The sequence below is a fragment of the Sphingomonas sp. HMP6 genome, assembly GCF_013374095.1.
GTDB lineage: Bacteria > Pseudomonadota > Alphaproteobacteria > Sphingomonadales > Sphingomonadaceae > Sphingomonas.
In genome coordinates, this window is sequence record NZ_AP022672.1 from 2,002,064 (window position 1) to 2,017,906 (window position 15,843).

A 15,843-nucleotide genomic window follows, 5' to 3' on the forward strand; every position below is an offset into this window, starting at 1 on the left:
GGGCATGAATTTCCGGAACATTTCGGCCTGGTCGATCCGGAACCCGGTCCCCTCGATCGTTCTGTTCGTGATGCTGACGCTGGCCGGGATCGTCAGCTTCCGCAATCTGGACGTCAACAACCAGCCCGATATCGATTTTCCGGTGGTGATCGTCTCGATCAGCCAGCCTGGTGCCGCGCCGACCGAGCTTGAAACCCAGGTGACGCAGCGGGTCGAGGCGTCGCTGCGCTCGCTGCAAGGCATCGACGAGATCAATTCGACCGTTACCGAAGGCAGTTCGACCACGGTCGTCCAGCTCACCATCGGCACGCCGATCGACCGTGCGGTCGAGGATGTCCGATCGGCGGTATCGCAAATCCGCAGCAATTTGCCCGACGGCATTCTCGAACCTCAAATCAACCGCGCGAACACGACCGACCAGGATCTGGCGAGCTATGCCGCCATTACGACCGACATGACGGTCGAGCAACTTAGCTGGTACATCGACAATAATGTCGCCAAGGAATTGCTGTCGGTGCCGGGCCTGGCCGGCGTCAGCCGCAATGGCGGCGTCGATCGCGAGATCCGCGTCATCCTTGATCCCAACAAGCTGTCGTCCTTTGGCCTCACCGCCGCGCAGGTCAACGCGCAGCTTCGTCAGGTCAATTTGAACGCGGCCGGGGGGCGCGCCGAAATTGGCGGATCCGAACAATCGGTGCGCGTGCTCGGCAACGCGCAGACCGCTTATGCGCTGGGACAAGTGCAGATCGCGACCGGCAACGGTCGGACGATCCGCGTCGCCGACCTCGGGCGCGTGCAGGATCTGTACGCCGAGCAACGCTCCGCCTCGCAATTGAACGGCACGCAGGTGCTGAGCTTCGATTTCCAGCGCGCCAAGGGTGCGTCGGACGTGACCGTGTTCGACGAGGCCGAAAAGAAGCTGACAGCACTCGAAGCGCGCAACCCGAAGGTTCACTTCAAGCGCATCTCCGACAGCGTCAAATATACCAAGGCGCAATATGATTCGGCGATGGAAGCGATGGTCGAGGGCGCCGTACTCGCCGTCATCATCGTCTTCATCTTCCTGCGCGACTGGCGCTCGACGATCATTTCGGCACTCGCCATCCCGCTGTCGGCGATCCCGACTTTCTGGGTCATGGATCTGCTGGGCTTCACGCTCAACAACATGACGCTGATGGCGCTCAGCCTGGTGGCGGGTGTGCTGGTCGACGATGCGATCGTGGAGATCGAGAATATCGTGCGCCACATGCGCATGGGCAAATCGGCGTATCAGGCATCGATCGACGCTGCCGACGAAATCGGCCTCGCTGTGCTGGCGACCACGATGGCGATTGTCGCGGTGTTCCTGCCGGTCGGCCTGATGCCGGGCATTTCAGGGCAGTTCTTCAAGAATTTCGGCCTCACCGTGGTCGCGTCGGTGCTGATGAGCCTTGCCGTCGCGCGCCTGATCACCCCGATGCTCGCCGCCTATTTCCTGAAGGCGCATGGCGAGGCTTCGCACGGCGAAGGCTGGCTGATGGACCGGTATATGGCGATCCTGAAATGGACCTTGCTGCACCGCTGGTCGGCGGTCGTGGCAGGCGCGGTCGCCTTCGGCCTCACCATCTTCCTGTTCATGACCATCCCGGCGACGTTCCAGCCGCTGCGCGACTCGGATTCGAGCACGGCTCAGATCGAGATGGTGCCCGGCACCACGCTGGCCGAGACGCAAGCCGTGGTCGATCGCGTCACCGCCTTCCTACAGAAGCAGCCGCAAGTCGAATCGGTCTATGCGCGCGCCTTCGTGGGCAATGGCCGCGTCACCGCGAACTTCAAACCGAAGAACGAGCGGACGATGAAGAGCTATGAATTCGAGCGCGCGCTCGCGCCCGAACTCCAGACCATTCCGGATGCACGCGTCTCGTTCCGCTCGTCGAGCGGCTGGGGCGGCGGCGGTCGGGCGCTGACGGTGACGCTGGGCGGTGATGACCCTGCCCTGCTCGCCAGCACCGGTGCCACGCTCGTCCAACAAATGTCGACCTTGCCCAATGTCGTTGCGCCGCGCGTCGGCGGCGATTTGAAACGCCCGGAGATCGTCATCACGCCGCATATGGATCTGGCGGCGAGCCTAGGGGTCACCACGGCTGCTATGTCGAGCGCGATCCGGCTCGCGACGCTGGGCGATATCGACCAGAACAGCGCGAAATTCTCGCTGTCGGATCGGCAGATCCCGATCCGCGTGGCGCTCGACCAGGATTCGCGCCAGCGCTTGTCGACGATCCAGAACATTCCGGTCCAGACCGCGAGCGGCGGCACCGTGCCTTTGAGCGTCGTCGCCGGGATCGGTTTTGGCGCCGGTCCGACCAAGATCGAGCGTGTCGCGCAGCAGCGCCAGTTGACGATCGGTGCCGATTTGGCCCCCGGTGTCGTCAGCGGCACGGCGCAGAAGGAAATCCACGCGCTGCCGATCATGAAGAATTTGCCGATCGGCGTGAAGGAGTTGGTGCTTGGCGAATCCAAGTGGCAAGTCGAGCTGATCCAGAACTTCATCGTCGCGCTGGTGGCGGGGATCGTCCTGCTGTTCGCTGTGCTGGTGCTGCTCTATCGCCGCTTGCTGCCCCCCTTCGTCAACGTCCTGTCGCTGCTGGTGGCGCCGCTGGGCGGGCTGATCGGGTTGTGGATTACCAACACCCCAATTTCCATGCCGGTCTATATTGGCCTCATCATGCTGCTCGGCATCGTTGCCAAGAATTCGATCCTGCTGATCGACTTCGCACTGGAGGAAATGGAAAAGGGCGTCGACCGGGTCACCGCGATCATCGACGCCGGGCACAAGCGTGCGCAGCCGATCGTCATGACCACGGTCGCGATGGTCGCGGGCATGATGCCGACCGCGCTTGCGCTGACCGGCGACGGATCGTCGCGCGTGCCGATGGGCATTACGGTGATCGGCGGGCTGATCCTGTCGACCGTGTTGACGCTGGTGATCGTCCCGGCGAGCTTCAGCCTCGCCGTCGGGATCGAGGGTCGGGTCGGGCCGTATTTGCGGCGCAACCTGCTGACCTATCGCCCCGGCGACGATCATGGCCCGTTGATCGAAGGCGGCCCGGTGCCGCCGCGGATCGGCGGCAAGCCAGGGCAGATCGGCTATCACGGCGACGACGAACCGCAGCCGGCGGAATGACCGGTCGGCGGGTTTGCGCTTGAACTATCCGGGCGTTCAGGGATTGGTCGTACGATGCGTACCTTTCGCCTGACCCGCCCGCCCAGAAGTTTCGAGGCTCCGCCTGCCGCTCTGGTGCGGATGCGCTGGATCGCGGGCGGGCTGCTGGTGCTGATGGCGGCGACCTTCCTGCTGGCCCGTGCCTTCGATCACCGCCACCCGGCGCTTGGCTTCGTGCGCGCCTTTGCCGAGGCGGCGATGGTCGGGGGGCTCGCCGACTGGTTCGCGGTGACGGCGTTGTTTCGCCATCCGCTGGGGCTGCCGATCCCGCACACCGCGATCATTCCGCGAAACAAGGATCGCATCGGCACCACCCTCGCCGCCTTCCTGCGCGATAACTTTCTGATCCCCGGCGTCGTCGCGCGACGGATGCGGCGGGTGGACATGGCGGGTGCCGCCGGGCGCTGGCTCGCCAATCCGCCGGGGGGAGATGGGCGATTGCGGCGCGGGGCGGCGGGCCTTGCGGCACACATGCTCGAAGCCTTCGACCAGCAGCGCCTGGGCGGCATGGTAAAGGCCGGGATCGGGCAGCGGCTGCGCGCGCTCGACGTGTCGCCGTTGCTCGGCCAGGCGCTGACCGCCGCGATCGCCGAGGACCGGCATTTGCCGCTGCTCGACGGGATCGTCCGCTGGGGCGCGCGGCTGCTTGCCTCGAACGAGGAGATGATCCGCGCAATGGTGCATGAACGCTCGGGCGCGATGATGCGCTGGACTGGCCTCGACGAAACGATCGCCACCAAGCTGATCGACGGATTGAACGGCCTGCTAACAGGCATTGCCGACGACCCCGACCACCCGCTTCGCGCCAAGGCAGAAGAAGGGCTGGCGGGCCTCGCGCAAGATCTGGTCAACGATCCGCGGATGCGCGAGCGCGTTGCCACCGTCAAAGCCGAGATCATCGACAATCCAGCGATGCAGCGCTGGCTCGACGGACTGTGGGAGCAAGCGCGCGGCGGTATGTTGCGGATCGCGCGCGATCCCGATGCGATGCTGGCGGGGCCGGTCGGCGATGCGGTACGCCAGCTTGGGATGACGCTGCAGACGGATGCGAAGCTGCGCGCGACGATCAATCGCTTCGTGCGCCGCGCTGTCGTCGGCATGGCGGCGGATTATGGCGACGGGATTGTCCGGCTGGTGTCGGAGACGATCCACGGGTGGGATGCGAATACGATCACGCGCCGCCTGGAGAACGCGGTCGGCCGCGACCTGCAATATATCCGCATCAACGGGACACTGGTGGGCGGGCTGGTCGGGCTAGGGCTGCACACTTTGGACGTGGCGCTTTAGTCTAGGGGCCTTCCAAACCACTTCTGTTCGCCCTGCGCCTGTCGAAGGGCACCTTGCACAACGCAGACTGTCTGCGTGTTGCAGGCCGGGCTTCGACAGGCTCAGCCCGACCGGTTGAGAGAAACGCCCTCAGCTCGCCATCAACACCTTGTCGGGGCGGGCGACCGTATCGAGGTTGGTCGTGGCGTCGATTTCGAGGAGCGGTTTGATATGGCCGTCGCGAATGTCATAGACCCAGCCGTGCAGGAACACCTCCTGCTGCCGCGCCCAGGCCGCCTGAATCAGCGACGTGCCCGCGAGCTTGACGAGCTGATCGCGGACATTGACCTCGACCAGCCGGTTGACGCGAGTCTCGTCATCAGCCTGGCCCTTAACCTCATCCTCGTGCGCGTGGAGCACGTCGCGCGCATTCGCCAGCCAACTGTCGACCGGCCCATGCGTACCGCCGGCCAGCGTCGCCTGCAGACCGCCGCAGGCGTAATGGCCACAGACGATGATGTGGCGGATCTTCAACACTTCGGTCGCATATTGCAGCACCGACATCAGGTTGAGATCGTCTTCGTTGACCAGATTGGCGACGTTGCGGTGGATGAACATGCCGCCCGGCGGCGTCATTGTCATCTGTTCCGGGCTGACGCGGCTGTCGGAACAGCCGATCCACAGGAAGTCGGGCTTCTGCCCCGCCGCCTGGCGCGAGAAGAAGTCGGCGTTTTCCTCGACCAGCTCGCTCGCCCAGGCTTTGTTGGCGAGCAGCAATTGCTTGTAATGTCTCATGCGAAGCGCACTCCGTAAGATGGCGCATTGATCATCGGCGCGGTCCGCTCGGCGACATCGCCGCGGACATGGACGTCGATGTTGCGGAAGGCAGCGCCCTTGATGAAGGCGTTGATGATGTCGACGTTGTCGAGATCGACATAATTGGTCGACGACAGATCGATGACCAGCACCGCGCCGTCGGGCACTTTGTTGAGCGCTTGCTGCAGTTCATATTTGTGGATGAAATACAGGTTGCGGCGCGCCCGCAGCAGGCAATCCTCGCCATCGACGGCGAAGGTGATTGCCGGGCGAAAGTTGCGCGCGACGACGAACACGAAGCCGACCGCCAGACCGATCACGATCCCGATCAGCAAATCGGTGAACAGGATCGCCACGACCGTGACGACGAACGGGATGAACTGGGTGAAACCTTGGCGGAAGCGCTCGATGAACAAGGCCGGATTGGCGAGTTTGTAGCCGGTGTGGATCAGCACTGCGGCTAGTGCCGCCAGCGGGATCAGGTTGAGCACGGCGGGGATCAGCGCGACCGACAGCAGCAGCCACACACCGTGCATCACGGCCGATGCCTTGGTTTCGGCACCTGCCATCACGTTGGCCGAAGAGCGCACAATCACCGAGGTGACCGGCAGACCGCCGATCATGCCCGAGACGATGTTGCCACTGCCTTGCGCGAGCAATTCCCAATTCTTGTCGGTCGAACGGCGGCGCGGATCGATCTCGTCGACCGCCTTGACGCTCAACAGCGATTCGAGGCTGGCGACGATCGCCAGTGTTGCCGCCGTGGTCCACAGCACGGCCGAGCCGATCTGCGAGAAATCGGGCAGCGTGAACAGGCCAACGAAGCCGTCAAACCCCTGCGCGATCGGCACCTGGACCAGATGCTTCGCCTCCAGCGCCAAACTCGGCGCCAGTGCGGCGAACAACGCATTGGCCGTAACGCCGAGCAGCACCACGACGAGCGGCCCCGGCAACAACTTCAGCGGTCCCTGTTTGGGCTTCAATTTGTCCCATGCGAACAGGAACACGATACACGCGATGCCGATAATCGCGGCACCGGGCGTGACGCGGTCCATAAGCCCGACCCACAGCGACGAGAGCGTATTGCCGCCATCCGCTTCGATGAAATTCTCGCTGCCTTCGAATTCTTTTTCATAGCCGAACGCGAACGGCACCTGCTTCAGGATCAGGATCAGCCCGATTGCCGCTAACATGCCGGTAATGACCGATGAGGGTACGAATTCGCTGAGCACGCCGGCGCGCGAGACCGAGAAGGCGATTTGGAGTACACCCGCAAGCACGACGGCGGCGAGAAAAACCTGATAGCTCGGCAAGGATTGGATCGCGTCGAACACGATCACGGTCAAGCCGGCGGCTGGGCCGCTAACCGACAGCGGCGAACGCGAGAGCAGGCCGACGACGATGCCGCCGACAATGCCAGCGATCAACCCGGAGAAGAGCGGTGCGCCAGATGCCAGCGCAACACCAAGACATAAGGGCAACGCGACGAGCGAAACGACGATGGAGGCGGGCAGATCAGCCCGCCATCCGGCAAGCATTGAAGGGGCTTTAGTCATCACACTCCAGCATCATCGGCCGCGCACTAGCGCCCTAGAAGATCTGTGGAGATATATGGAGTTTGGACAGTAAGCGCGAAACCCCACAAAATATTACAAAGTATTGCCGGTATTGTTACGAGTTCGCAACGGTATATTAGAGCCTTGAGGTCAGATACAGAGGCAATTCTTTTGCCAAAGCGGCACTGGACCGGCCGTTCGTGAGAAATATATAAAATAGACCATTTTTCTGATACTTATGGAGGTAGAGCAACTCAGTCCGGTCGCCAGCCGCTAGCGCGCCCAGTCGACGACTGCCCAGCCGCGTTCCGCCGCCAGCACGCGCAGCGGGCCGTGCGCATTGACGGCAATTCCGACATCCGCCCATTCCAGGGTGGGGGCGTCGGAAACATGGTCGGAATAGAAATGGATCGTCGCATCGCCGCGCGCGATCCCCTGCCCCGCCAGCCACGCCTCAATCATCCGCAACTTGGCCGGGCCATAGCAATTCTCGCCTGCGATCCGCGCGTGGATCATGCCGGAATCGCGTACAACGCCGGTTGCGATCACGGTATCGAAGCCGAGCCGCGCAGCGATTGCGCCGGCGTAGAAACCATAAGACGCGGTGGCGAGAACGAGCGTGCACCCGGCGGCGCGATCGGCGGCGATCTGCGCGCGCGCACCGGCATAGACACCCGCTGCCGCGACACGATCGGCAAAGCGCTCCGCCGCCGCCGTCGCGACCGCCTCGGGTAAGGCCGATCCGAGCAGCAAGCGATGCGTGATTTCCTTCAACCGCGCGCGTCCGATCAGGCCCGCGGCGTAGCCGAGTGTCACTAATCCCGCGACCGGCAGCAACATCAAGCGCCACGGCGCATTCCAGCGGGCCGTGCGGACAAGGAACGAAGTCCACGTCGGCGCGTATGTGATGGTCTTGTCCATATCATAGATTGATAGATGTTGCATCGCAGCGTCATAGTCCGCTGGGCGCTTGCCGATCCACCCCGTTTGAAGCACAGAAGACGATAGATGACGGAAATGGCCACTTTCTCGACCGATCGGGACACGGTCCGCTTCACGGGCAGCCTGTCGCTCGCGAAGATTGGCAACTTGCCCGAGCGCCTGCGAGCATTCGAAGGCACGGTTGCCCGCGTCGATCTGAGCCAGATCGAACGGATCGACACGGTCGGCGCCTGGCTAATTCACCGCTTCTCTGCCGAACACGACGCCGAAGTGGTAGGGCTCGACAGCGATGGCGAGCATCTGCTCGCCCAAGTGTCGAGCGCCGATCAACCGGTGGCGATGCGCCCCGCCCCTGTCGGCAGCATCAAGCGCGTCGTGGGTGAAATTGGCGCGGCGGTCGAACAGACCGGGCGGACGCTCTACGGTCTGCTCGGTTTTCTGGGCGCGACGCTGATCGCCTTCTGGCAAGTCGCGACGCACCCGAAGCGCTTCCGTTTCAACGCCGTGGTCCAGCGTTTCGAGGTCGTGGGCGTCAGCGCGCTTGCGATCGTCGGACTGATGAGCTTCCTGATCGGCATCGTCATCGCACAACAGGGTGCGGTCCAGCTTCAACAATTCGGTGCCGAATTCCTGACGATCAATCTGGTCGGGCGGATCACGCTGCGCGAATTGGGCGTGCTGATGACCGCGATCATGGTCGCGGGCCGATCGGGTTCCGCCTTCGCTGCGCAGATCGGCACGATGAAGCTGACCGAGGAAGTCGATGCGATGCGCACGATCGGCGTATCGCCGATGGAGGCGCTGGTACTGCCGCGCGTGCTGGCGACGGTCATCATGATGCCGCTGCTTGGCATGTACGCATCGATCGTCACAATCATCGGCGGCGGGCTGTTGTGCTGGATCACGCTCGACATTCCGCCCGTAACCTTCATCCAGCGATTGCGCGAGGTTGTGCCGATCACCGATCTCTACGTCGGCCTCATCAAGGCACCCGTATTCGGCCTCATCATCGCGGTGGCGGGCTGTTTCCAGGGGATGCTGGTCGAAGGCGACGCCGAACAGGTCGGTACGCGCACGACATCTGCGGTTGTGCAGGCGATCTTCCTGGTCATCGTGGTCGACGCTTTTTTTGCCGTGTTCTTCACCTCGATCGGTTGGGTCTGATGCGCAGCGACAAAGAAGATGATCCGGTCATCGTCGTGCGCGGCCTGAAAAGCGCGTTCGGCGAGCAGGTCGTGCATGAAGGTCTTGACCTGTCGGTGCGGCGTGGCGAGATTTTCGGCGTGGTCGGCGGATCGGGAACCGGCAAATCGGTGCTGATGCGCTCGATCATCGGGCTACAGACGCCCGTAGAAGGCGAGATCGAAGTATTCGGCCAGCCGACGATCAACCGCGACGAGACCGAACTCACCGACCTGACCAAACGCTGGGGCGTGTTGTTCCAGGGGGGCGCATTGTTCTCAACGCTGACGGTGGCCGAAAACGTTCAGGTGCCGATCCGCGAGTTCTACCCCAAGTTAGATGGCGCGCTGCTCGACGAGATCGCCGCGTACAAGGTGGTGATGACCGGCCTTCCCGCCGATGCGGGTCCGAAATTCCCCGCCGAACTGTCGGGCGGCATGAAGAAGCGCGCCGGGCTCGCTCGCGCGCTCGCGCTGGACCCGGAATTGCTGTTCCTCGACGAGCCGACCGCTGGGCTCGATCCGATCGGCGCGGCGGCATTCGACGAACTCACCAAATCGCTGCAAAAGACGCTCGGGCTGACGGTGTTCCTGATCACCCACGATCTCGACACGCTGTACGCGATTTGCGACCGCGTCGCGGTGCTGGCGGACAAACACGTCATTGCGGTCGGTACGATCGACGAACTGCTCGCGCTGGATCATCCGTGGATCCAGGAATATTTCAAGGGGCCACGCGGCCGCGCCGCAACCGCCACGATCGAACACAATAAAGAGACCGCGCGCGCGGAAGGGCTAGGCTGATGGAAACCCGTTCTAACCATGTGCTGGTCGGCACGGTCGTGCTGATCCTGTTGGCGGTGATGCTGCTGTTCCTGGTATGGATCGCACGCTGGGGCACCGCGACCGACAAGGAATATGACATCTTTTTCAAACAGTCGGTCGACGGTCTCGCCAAGGGGTCGGCGGTTGCGTTTTCCGGCGTGCCGACGGGACAAGTCAAGGAAATCACGCTATGGAAGCCCGATCCCTCGCTGGTCCGCGTCCGCATTTCGGTCAGCCCCGACACGCCGATCTTGGTCGGCACGACTGCGACGCTGCAGGGCAGCTTCACTGGCACCAGCACGGTGCAGCTCGACGGCGCAATCAAAGGTGCGCCGCCGATCACCTGCCCGGCCGTCAACCCGCTCGCCGATTGCCCCAATGGCGTGCCGACCATCCCGACCAAGGCCGGCGGCCTCGGCGCGCTACTGAGTTCGGCGCCGCAGCTGCTCGAACGCATCTCGACGCTGACCGAGAGATTGTCCGACCTGCTGAACGACAAAAATCAGAAATCAATCACCGGAATTCTCGCCAACACCGATCGCCTGAGCAAGGCGCTAGCGGATCGCGGGCCGGACATCGCCGCGACGCTGGCCGAGACCAAGGTCGCGATCCAGAAGGCGGGGGCCGCCGCCGAGCAGTTCGGCAAGCTCGCGCAGACCACCAACGGCTTGCTCGAAACCGACGGTCGCCCGCTGATGGCCAATCTTAACAAGACGATTACCAGCGCCCAAAAGAGTCTCGCGACGATCGACGCTGCAATCGGTGACGCGCGGCCGGGGCTGCAGGCCTTCTCCAAGCAGACGATCCCTGAGGTCGGCCAGCTTGTCCACGATCTGCGGCAAATGTCGCAGGCGCTCACCTCGGTCGCCGAGAAGCTCGATCGCGGCGGCGCGACATCGCTGATCGGCCAACCGCAATTGCCCGATTACAAGCCCGGAAAGGGACAGTGACCATGATCCGATCGAAAACCCTGCTTGCGCTTGTCGCCTTCGCACCGCTGGCCGGGTGCATCAGCTTCGGGGCGAAGCCGCCGCCGTCGTTGCTGTCGCTCAGCTCGGCGGTGAGCGTACCCGCCGGGCAGACGCAATCCTCCGCCACCGCGCCCACCATCACGATTCTGGTGCCCGGCGCGGCGCAGGCGATCGCCGGCACGCGCGTGCCGGTGCAGGCGAGCCAGACCTCGATCGCCTATGTCGCGAACGCACAGTGGGTCGAACCGCCCAACCGCATGTTCGTGCGGCTGCTGATCGACACAGTCCCCGCCAAGACCGGGCGGATCGTGCTCAGCTCGTCGCAATCCTTTTCCGATCCTGGCGCGATCCTGTCGGGCGAATTGCGCAATTTCGGTGTCGATGCGGGCACGAACGAAGCCGTCGTCACTTTTGACGGATCGTTGATCCGCACCAGCGGCAAGGTGGTCGAGAAGCGCCGCTTCGAAGCGCGCGTACCGGTCGGCGCGATTGCGGCGGCACCGGTCGGCATCGCGCTGAATAAGGCGGCGAACACCGTCGCTGGTGAAATCGCCGATTGGGTGGGCAAATAGCGTCCCTCTTGCGCTCCCCATTGCACCTGCGGCATTTGTCGTTACGGGGCCGTTAGGAAAGCCGGGGGGCGCACATGGCAGACGAACCGAAATCGAAAACGAGCAATCTGGTCGGCATGATTACCGCGGTGACCGGATTGATCGCCGCGCTGGCCGCCCTTTCGGGCGCGTTGAAATTGAACTTTACCGGCCAACCAGGCGATACCATCGCAGTAGCTCCGGAGAATACAGCAGCCCCGGCGAGCGCCTCCGCCCCGGCCAAGAGACCTCCCCTCACCGCCACGCAAAAGCGATCGAAAAGCCGAGGCGCATCCAGCCGATCGGGTGCAACGACATCGGCCCCACCCGCAGGCGGCGATATGGCAGACGCCGCGACTGGCACGGATCCCGACGTCGTCCACGAAACCCCGCGCCAGACGGTCCACGTCGAAGCGCCGCCACATCATCATGAGCCAGAACCCGCCACTTCGCAGGACAGTGGGCCCGACGGCGAATGACGGCCCGTGTGGTGGCTAACCGCTACCGTCCCACCACGGTACGGACCGGTACCATCAGATTGCACAGATCGACCGCGCCGGCAGGCACGGTGAAGAACGGCCCGCCGCGATTGGCGCGCGCCTCCAACGTGGCGGCGAACACGGGCGCGTCAGGACGGAGATATTGGTAGGTCGGACGCTCGGCAGCGGGCAGATCGGCCACCAGCACGATCCGCTTGATCGGCACGCGTTGCTTCGGGTCCTCGTAGAGTCCGAGACCGCCACCCGTCCCGCGCGGTAGAGCCGAGAGCGCGGCCATCCCGTCGATTACGCGCCCGACGATCGCGATGTTGCGATCGAGATGGCGCGGGGCATGGCCGATGACTGCGTAGAGATCGCCTCCGGTTCCGGTGTCCGGCGCCAGATTGCGCGCCACGCCAACCATGCCGTAACAATGCGGCAGCCACTGCGCCTTGCCATCGCCCGCCACCGCCCAACCGCTCGCCGTGAAGCCGGTTCGGCGTGCATAGGCGTCGCGGTACGGATTAGCGACGGCCCGCCCATGCGCGCCCCAGGCCCACTCATATTCGGCAGGCGGATCGAGCGTGATGCCGGCCGCCGGCGGCTTCTTCTCGCTCGCATCCCCCCATTGCGTGACGTAATTGTCCTGCACGCGGTACACGCTCGCATCGCCCCACCAACCGCTGCGCGCAATCGTGCGGATATTGGCGACGTGAACGGGGGCAAATTCGCCGGCGAGCCACACGACCGCCCGACCGCCATCGGCGAATTCGATCAGCAAGAGATCGCCCGGATCGATCGCCCCCCACGCGGCGGCGGGTGCTGCGGCGGCGAGTTGCGCCGACGTCTGCTTCGGCGGCGGCGCGGTGTCGGCCTGCGTCGCGGCGAGAAGGGCGAGAAGCGGAAAGATCATCGGCATGGCCCCCTGCGTGCCATGCGGATGCCCCCGGATGCAATCGGTGATTGCGCAGCCGCAAGCGACGCTCTAGGGCCACCCTCTGTCCAGGACATGCGGAGCGGTGGCCGAGTGGTCGAAGGCGCTCGCCTGGAAAGTGAGTATACGTCAAAAGCGTATCGAGGGTTCGAATCCCTCCCGCTCCGCCACTTCCGACTTGTAATTAGTCGCAAAACCCCAAGGGAATTTCCAAAAAATCCGATGGTAGGGTTTGCCGGCCAGGGTCGCATGACCGTTTCGCATCAGGTTGAAATCCCGCATCGTTCGGTTTTTGCGCGGTGTTGAGCAACTCTCTTGTCGGCAGTCACGCAGACGCCATGCGGGCGGCCTTGAAAGCTGAGCGAGGTGCAATTCGTTGTGCCGGTCCATCAGACGCTTGCAACGAGCGCCCTTTAGCGCTTCGACGGTACTCTCAATATCTGACAGCTTGCGGGTGTATCCGCCAGTACGAGCGGGGCCCTGCCATGAGCTTGGAGCCGAACATGAAACGAGTGCTGGTCGCCGCGCGCGCCGATGCCGATGCCTTTGCCGCAGAGTTCCGCGTCGCGCTGCCCGATCATGAGATCATCACCAATGTCCCCGACGACGGTCTGCCGGTGCCCTATGCCGTCGTCGGCCGACCCCTGCCGGGACTGCTCGCCGCCCTGCCGGGGCTCGAGCTCGTGCTGAGCCTCAACGCCGGGGTCGAGCATCTGATCGCCTCAGGTGAAGTGCCGGCGGGCGTGCCGATCGTGCGGATGGTCGATCCGGGGCTGGTCGACGGAATGGTCGAATGGGTCGCGGCGCAAGTGCTGGCATGGCATCGCAACCTGATCGCCTATCGCCGCAAGCAGGATGCGCGGGCATGGGAACCGGCGGCCGAGAAACTGGCGCACGAACGCATCGTCACGGTGCTGGGCGCGGGCGCGCTAGGCGGGCCGGTCGCGGCGATGCTGGCGACAATCGGCTTCACCGTGCGCGCGTGGAGCCGCACGCCGCGCGCCGTGCCCGGCGTCGCGACCTTTGCCGGGCGCGAGACGCTCGCCGAAGCAGTGAGCGGTGCCGACGTGCTGGTCAACTTGCTGCCTGCGACCGCCGACACTGTGGATCTGATCGACCGCGCGTTACTCGATCGGCTCGCGCGCGGCGCGTTCGTCGTCAATGGCGGGCGCGGGACCGCGATTGTCGATAAGGATCTGATCGCGGCGCTCGACGACGGGCAGTTGAGCGGCGCGGCGCTCGACGTGTTCCACACCGAACCGCTACCCGCCGATGACCCCTATTGGCTGCGCGAGGACGTGCTCGTCTCCCCGCATGTCGCCGCACCAACGCATGTCTCGACCGCGGTCGGCGTCATGGCGGACAGCGTGCGTCGCTGGGAGCGGAGTGAGACGCCGCCGAACGTCGTCGATCTCGACCGCGGATATTGAGGGCGTTCGTGCGCTCGCCCGACGGCTTTCGATCGACGTGCTTCAGGACGGTCACCTGAAGCCTGCCGCACCGTGGGTATCGATGGCCAACACCAGCACTTGGTAAATAGTGCCGGGTGCTGGCATGGCCAAATGCCGCCTGATCGCTACACTGCGCACAAACACAGTTGGGAGCAGGTCATCGTGCAGATCGAACGCCTCACGCCGGTCACGTCGTCGCTACAGCCGAGCAACCATCCCTATCTCAACCACGCCTGGACGCCGCAGCACGAAGAGGTGACCGCGTTCGATCTCGATGTGATCGAGGGTACGATCCCCACCGATCTCGATGGCGTCTATCTCCGCAACACCGAAAACCAGCTCCATCAGCCGCTTGGCAAATATCATCCCTTCGATGGCGACGGGATGATCCACCAGATCGATTTCTCGGGCGGTCGCGCGTCGTATCGCAACCGCTTCGTGCGCACGCGCTGCTTCCAGGCCGAGCAGGACGCGGGAGGGTCGCTATGGGGCGGGCTGATGGACCGGGCGGGTACGTCCAAGCGTCCCGGCTTCGGCGCGCATGGCAGCCTGAAGGATTCGTCGAGCACCGATATCATCGTCCATGCCGGCAAAGCGATCTCGACCTTCTACCAATGCGGCGAGGGCTATGTGCTCGATCCCGAAACGCTCGAACAGTCAGGCGTCGCGCCGTGGGTGCCGCTCGATGGGATCTCGGCGCATCCCAAGGTCGATGATCACACCGGCGAACTGCTGTTTTTCAACTATTCGAAGCACGCGCCCTACATGCATTACGGCGTCGTCGATGCGGGCGGTCGCGTCACCAATTACATTCCCGTTCCGCTGCCGGGGCCGCGCCTGCCGCACGACATGACCTTCAGCGAAAATTGGTCGATCGTGAACGATCTGCCGATGTTCTGGGATCAGGAGCTGCTCGCGCGCGGCATCCACGCGGCGCGGCTGCATGACGGCATCCCGTCGCGCTTCGCGTTGATCCCGCGCCACGGCAAGACGGAAGACATTCGCTGGTTCGAGGCGGCACCGACCTACATCCTGCACTTCCTCAACGCCTATGAGGAAGGCGATGAGGTCGTGATGGACGCCTATTTCCAGAACGATCCGCAGCCCGCACCGCTGCCCAATGAGGATGGCTATGGCCATATGATGGCCTATGTCGATGAGCACAGCTTTCTTCCGCGGCTGCACCGCTGGCGCTTCAACCTGACCGACGGTACCACTACCGAGCAGCGCCTTGATGATCGCACGCTCGAATTCGGGATGATCGACGGCCGCGTCGCGGGGCGGAAGCATCGCTACATCTATTCGACCACGACCAAGCCTGGCTGGTTCCTGTTCAACGGCTTCGTCAAGCATGACCTCGAAACCGGCGAGTCATGGACGCTAATGCTGGAAGAGGGCCGCTATGCCAGCGAAGCGCCGTTCGCGCCGCGCGTCGGCTCCACTGCCGAGGATGACGGTTATCTCGTCAGCTTCATCACCGATGAAAATCGCGGGACGAGCGAGTGCATCCTGATCGACGCACGCGATATCGAAGCGGGGCCGGTGTGCCGCATCGCGCTGCCGCATAAGATTTCGAGCGGCACGCATTCGCATTGGGCCGACCGCAGTGTGCTGCGCCGCTACGGCTAGA

The 15,843-nt window shown here is 63.9% G+C and carries 13 protein-coding genes and 1 tRNA gene; 10 read left to right on the plus strand and 4 right to left on the minus strand.

Going from position 1 to position 15,843, the window contains the following annotated elements; genetic code table 11:
* The first annotated feature begins 4 nt into the window (after positions 1–4).
* Entirely contained in the window at positions 5–3,163 is a 3,159-nt protein-coding gene (locus HMP06_RS09925; protein WP_176496949.1) for an efflux RND transporter permease subunit, read from the plus strand.
* Positions 3,164–3,217: 54 nt separating this feature from the next.
* Positions 3,218–4,489, plus strand: a complete 1,272-nt coding sequence (locus HMP06_RS09930) for a DUF445 domain-containing protein (protein WP_443026475.1) — start codon at positions 3,218–3,220, stop codon at positions 4,487–4,489.
* A gap of 129 nt (positions 4,490–4,618) precedes the next feature.
* Here the strand turns inward: HMP06_RS09930 and HMP06_RS09935 are convergent, their stop codons facing one another.
* From HMP06_RS09935 to HMP06_RS09945, 3 genes are all read right to left on the minus strand, one after another.
* Positions 4,619–5,263 carry a carbonic anhydrase gene (locus HMP06_RS09935; RefSeq protein ID WP_176496950.1) on the minus strand — a complete coding sequence of 215 codons (645 nt, stop codon included), beginning with the start codon at positions 5,261–5,263 and terminating at the stop codon, positions 4,619–4,621.
* The gene (locus HMP06_RS09940) at positions 5,260–6,822 is read right to left on the minus strand and encodes a SulP family inorganic anion transporter (protein ID WP_232089585.1); all 1,563 of its coding nucleotides are present in this window, start codon (positions 6,820–6,822) and stop codon (positions 5,260–5,262) included. The genes HMP06_RS09935 and HMP06_RS09940 overlap by 4 nt, the downstream gene beginning before the upstream one ends.
* A 291-nt stretch (positions 6,823–7,113) precedes the next feature.
* Positions 7,114–7,785, minus strand: coding sequence for an HAD family hydrolase (locus HMP06_RS09945; RefSeq protein WP_176496952.1), 672 nt, complete (start codon positions 7,783–7,785; stop codon positions 7,114–7,116).
* 63 nt (positions 7,786–7,848) lie between these two features.
* Here HMP06_RS09945 and HMP06_RS09950 point away from each other — a divergent pair, with 63 nt between their 5' ends.
* The 5 genes from HMP06_RS09950 to HMP06_RS09970 all read left to right on the plus strand — a co-directional run bounded on the left by HMP06_RS09950 (position 7,849) and on the right by HMP06_RS09970 (position 11,828).
* Positions 7,849–8,946 carry an ABC transporter permease gene (locus tag HMP06_RS09950; RefSeq protein WP_176496953.1) on the plus strand — a complete coding sequence of 366 codons (1,098 nt, stop codon included), beginning with the start codon at positions 7,849–7,851 and terminating at the stop codon, positions 8,944–8,946.
* Positions 8,946–9,767: an ABC transporter ATP-binding protein gene (locus HMP06_RS09955; RefSeq protein ID WP_176496954.1), complete on the plus strand. Its 822-nt coding sequence runs from the start codon at positions 8,946–8,948 to the stop codon at positions 9,765–9,767. Before HMP06_RS09950 ends, HMP06_RS09955 begins: the two co-directional genes overlap by 1 nt.
* Positions 9,767–10,738 (plus strand): MlaD family protein, encoded by a 972-nt coding sequence (locus HMP06_RS09960; RefSeq protein ID WP_176496955.1) that lies wholly within the window; start codon positions 9,767–9,769, stop codon positions 10,736–10,738. Before HMP06_RS09955 ends, HMP06_RS09960 begins: the two co-directional genes overlap by 1 nt.
* Complete coding sequence (locus HMP06_RS09965; RefSeq protein WP_176496956.1) at positions 10,735–11,331, plus strand: ABC-type transport auxiliary lipoprotein family protein; 597 nt, start codon at positions 10,735–10,737, stop codon at positions 11,329–11,331. The genes HMP06_RS09960 and HMP06_RS09965 overlap by 4 nt, the downstream gene beginning before the upstream one ends.
* A gap of 74 nt (positions 11,332–11,405) precedes the next feature.
* On the plus strand, positions 11,406–11,828 hold the full coding sequence (locus tag HMP06_RS09970; RefSeq protein WP_176496957.1) for a hypothetical protein: 423 nt from the start codon (positions 11,406–11,408) through the stop codon (positions 11,826–11,828).
* A gap of 22 nt (positions 11,829–11,850) precedes the next feature.
* On the opposite strand, the gene HMP06_RS09975 is transcribed toward HMP06_RS09970, so the two are convergent.
* Complete coding sequence (locus HMP06_RS09975; RefSeq protein WP_176496958.1) at positions 11,851–12,741, minus strand: peptidylprolyl isomerase; 891 nt, start codon at positions 12,739–12,741, stop codon at positions 11,851–11,853.
* A gap of 100 nt (positions 12,742–12,841) precedes the next feature.
* On the opposite strand from HMP06_RS09975, the gene HMP06_RS09980 reads away from it, so the two are divergent.
* The 3 genes from HMP06_RS09980 to HMP06_RS09990 all read left to right on the plus strand — a co-directional run bounded on the left by HMP06_RS09980 (position 12,842) and on the right by HMP06_RS09990 (position 15,842).
* A tRNA-Ser gene (locus HMP06_RS09980) sits at positions 12,842–12,932 on the plus strand.
* A gap of 333 nt (positions 12,933–13,265) precedes the next feature.
* On the plus strand, positions 13,266–14,192 hold the full coding sequence (locus HMP06_RS09985; protein ID WP_176496959.1) for a 2-hydroxyacid dehydrogenase: 927 nt from the start codon (positions 13,266–13,268) through the stop codon (positions 14,190–14,192).
* Positions 14,193–14,324: 132 nt separating this feature from the next.
* Complete coding sequence (locus HMP06_RS09990; protein WP_197940679.1) at positions 14,325–15,842, plus strand: carotenoid oxygenase family protein; 1,518 nt, start codon at positions 14,325–14,327, stop codon at positions 15,840–15,842.
* Position 15,843: the final 1 nt, after the last annotated feature.

Coding starts and splice junctions, on each gene's coding strand:
- HMP06_RS09925 (WP_176496949.1), top strand. CDS start 5: ATGAATTTCCGGAACATTTCGGCCTGGTCGATCCGGAACCCGGTCCCC.
- HMP06_RS09930 (WP_443026475.1), top strand. CDS start 3,218: ATGCGTACCTTTCGCCTGACCCGCCCGCCCAGAAGTTTCGAGGCTCCG.
- HMP06_RS09935 (WP_176496950.1), bottom strand. CDS start 5,263: ATGAGACATTACAAGCAATTGCTGCTCGCCAACAAAGCCTGGGCGAGC.
- HMP06_RS09940 (WP_232089585.1), bottom strand. CDS start 6,822: ATGCTTGCCGGATGGCGGGCTGATCTGCCCGCCTCCATCGTCGTTTCG.
- HMP06_RS09945 (WP_176496952.1), bottom strand. CDS start 7,785: ATGCAACATCTATCAATCTATGATATGGACAAGACCATCACATACGCG.
- HMP06_RS09950 (WP_176496953.1), top strand. CDS start 7,849: ATGACGGAAATGGCCACTTTCTCGACCGATCGGGACACGGTCCGCTTC.
- HMP06_RS09955 (WP_176496954.1), top strand. CDS start 8,946: ATGCGCAGCGACAAAGAAGATGATCCGGTCATCGTCGTGCGCGGCCTG.
- HMP06_RS09960 (WP_176496955.1), top strand. CDS start 9,767: ATGGAAACCCGTTCTAACCATGTGCTGGTCGGCACGGTCGTGCTGATC.
- HMP06_RS09970 (WP_176496957.1), top strand. CDS start 11,406: ATGGCAGACGAACCGAAATCGAAAACGAGCAATCTGGTCGGCATGATT.
- HMP06_RS09975 (WP_176496958.1), bottom strand. CDS start 12,741: ATGATCTTTCCGCTTCTCGCCCTTCTCGCCGCGACGCAGGCCGACACC.
- HMP06_RS09985 (WP_176496959.1), top strand. CDS start 13,266: ATGAAACGAGTGCTGGTCGCCGCGCGCGCCGATGCCGATGCCTTTGCC.
- HMP06_RS09990 (WP_197940679.1), top strand. CDS start 14,325: ATGCCGCCTGATCGCTACACTGCGCACAAACACAGTTGGGAGCAGGTC.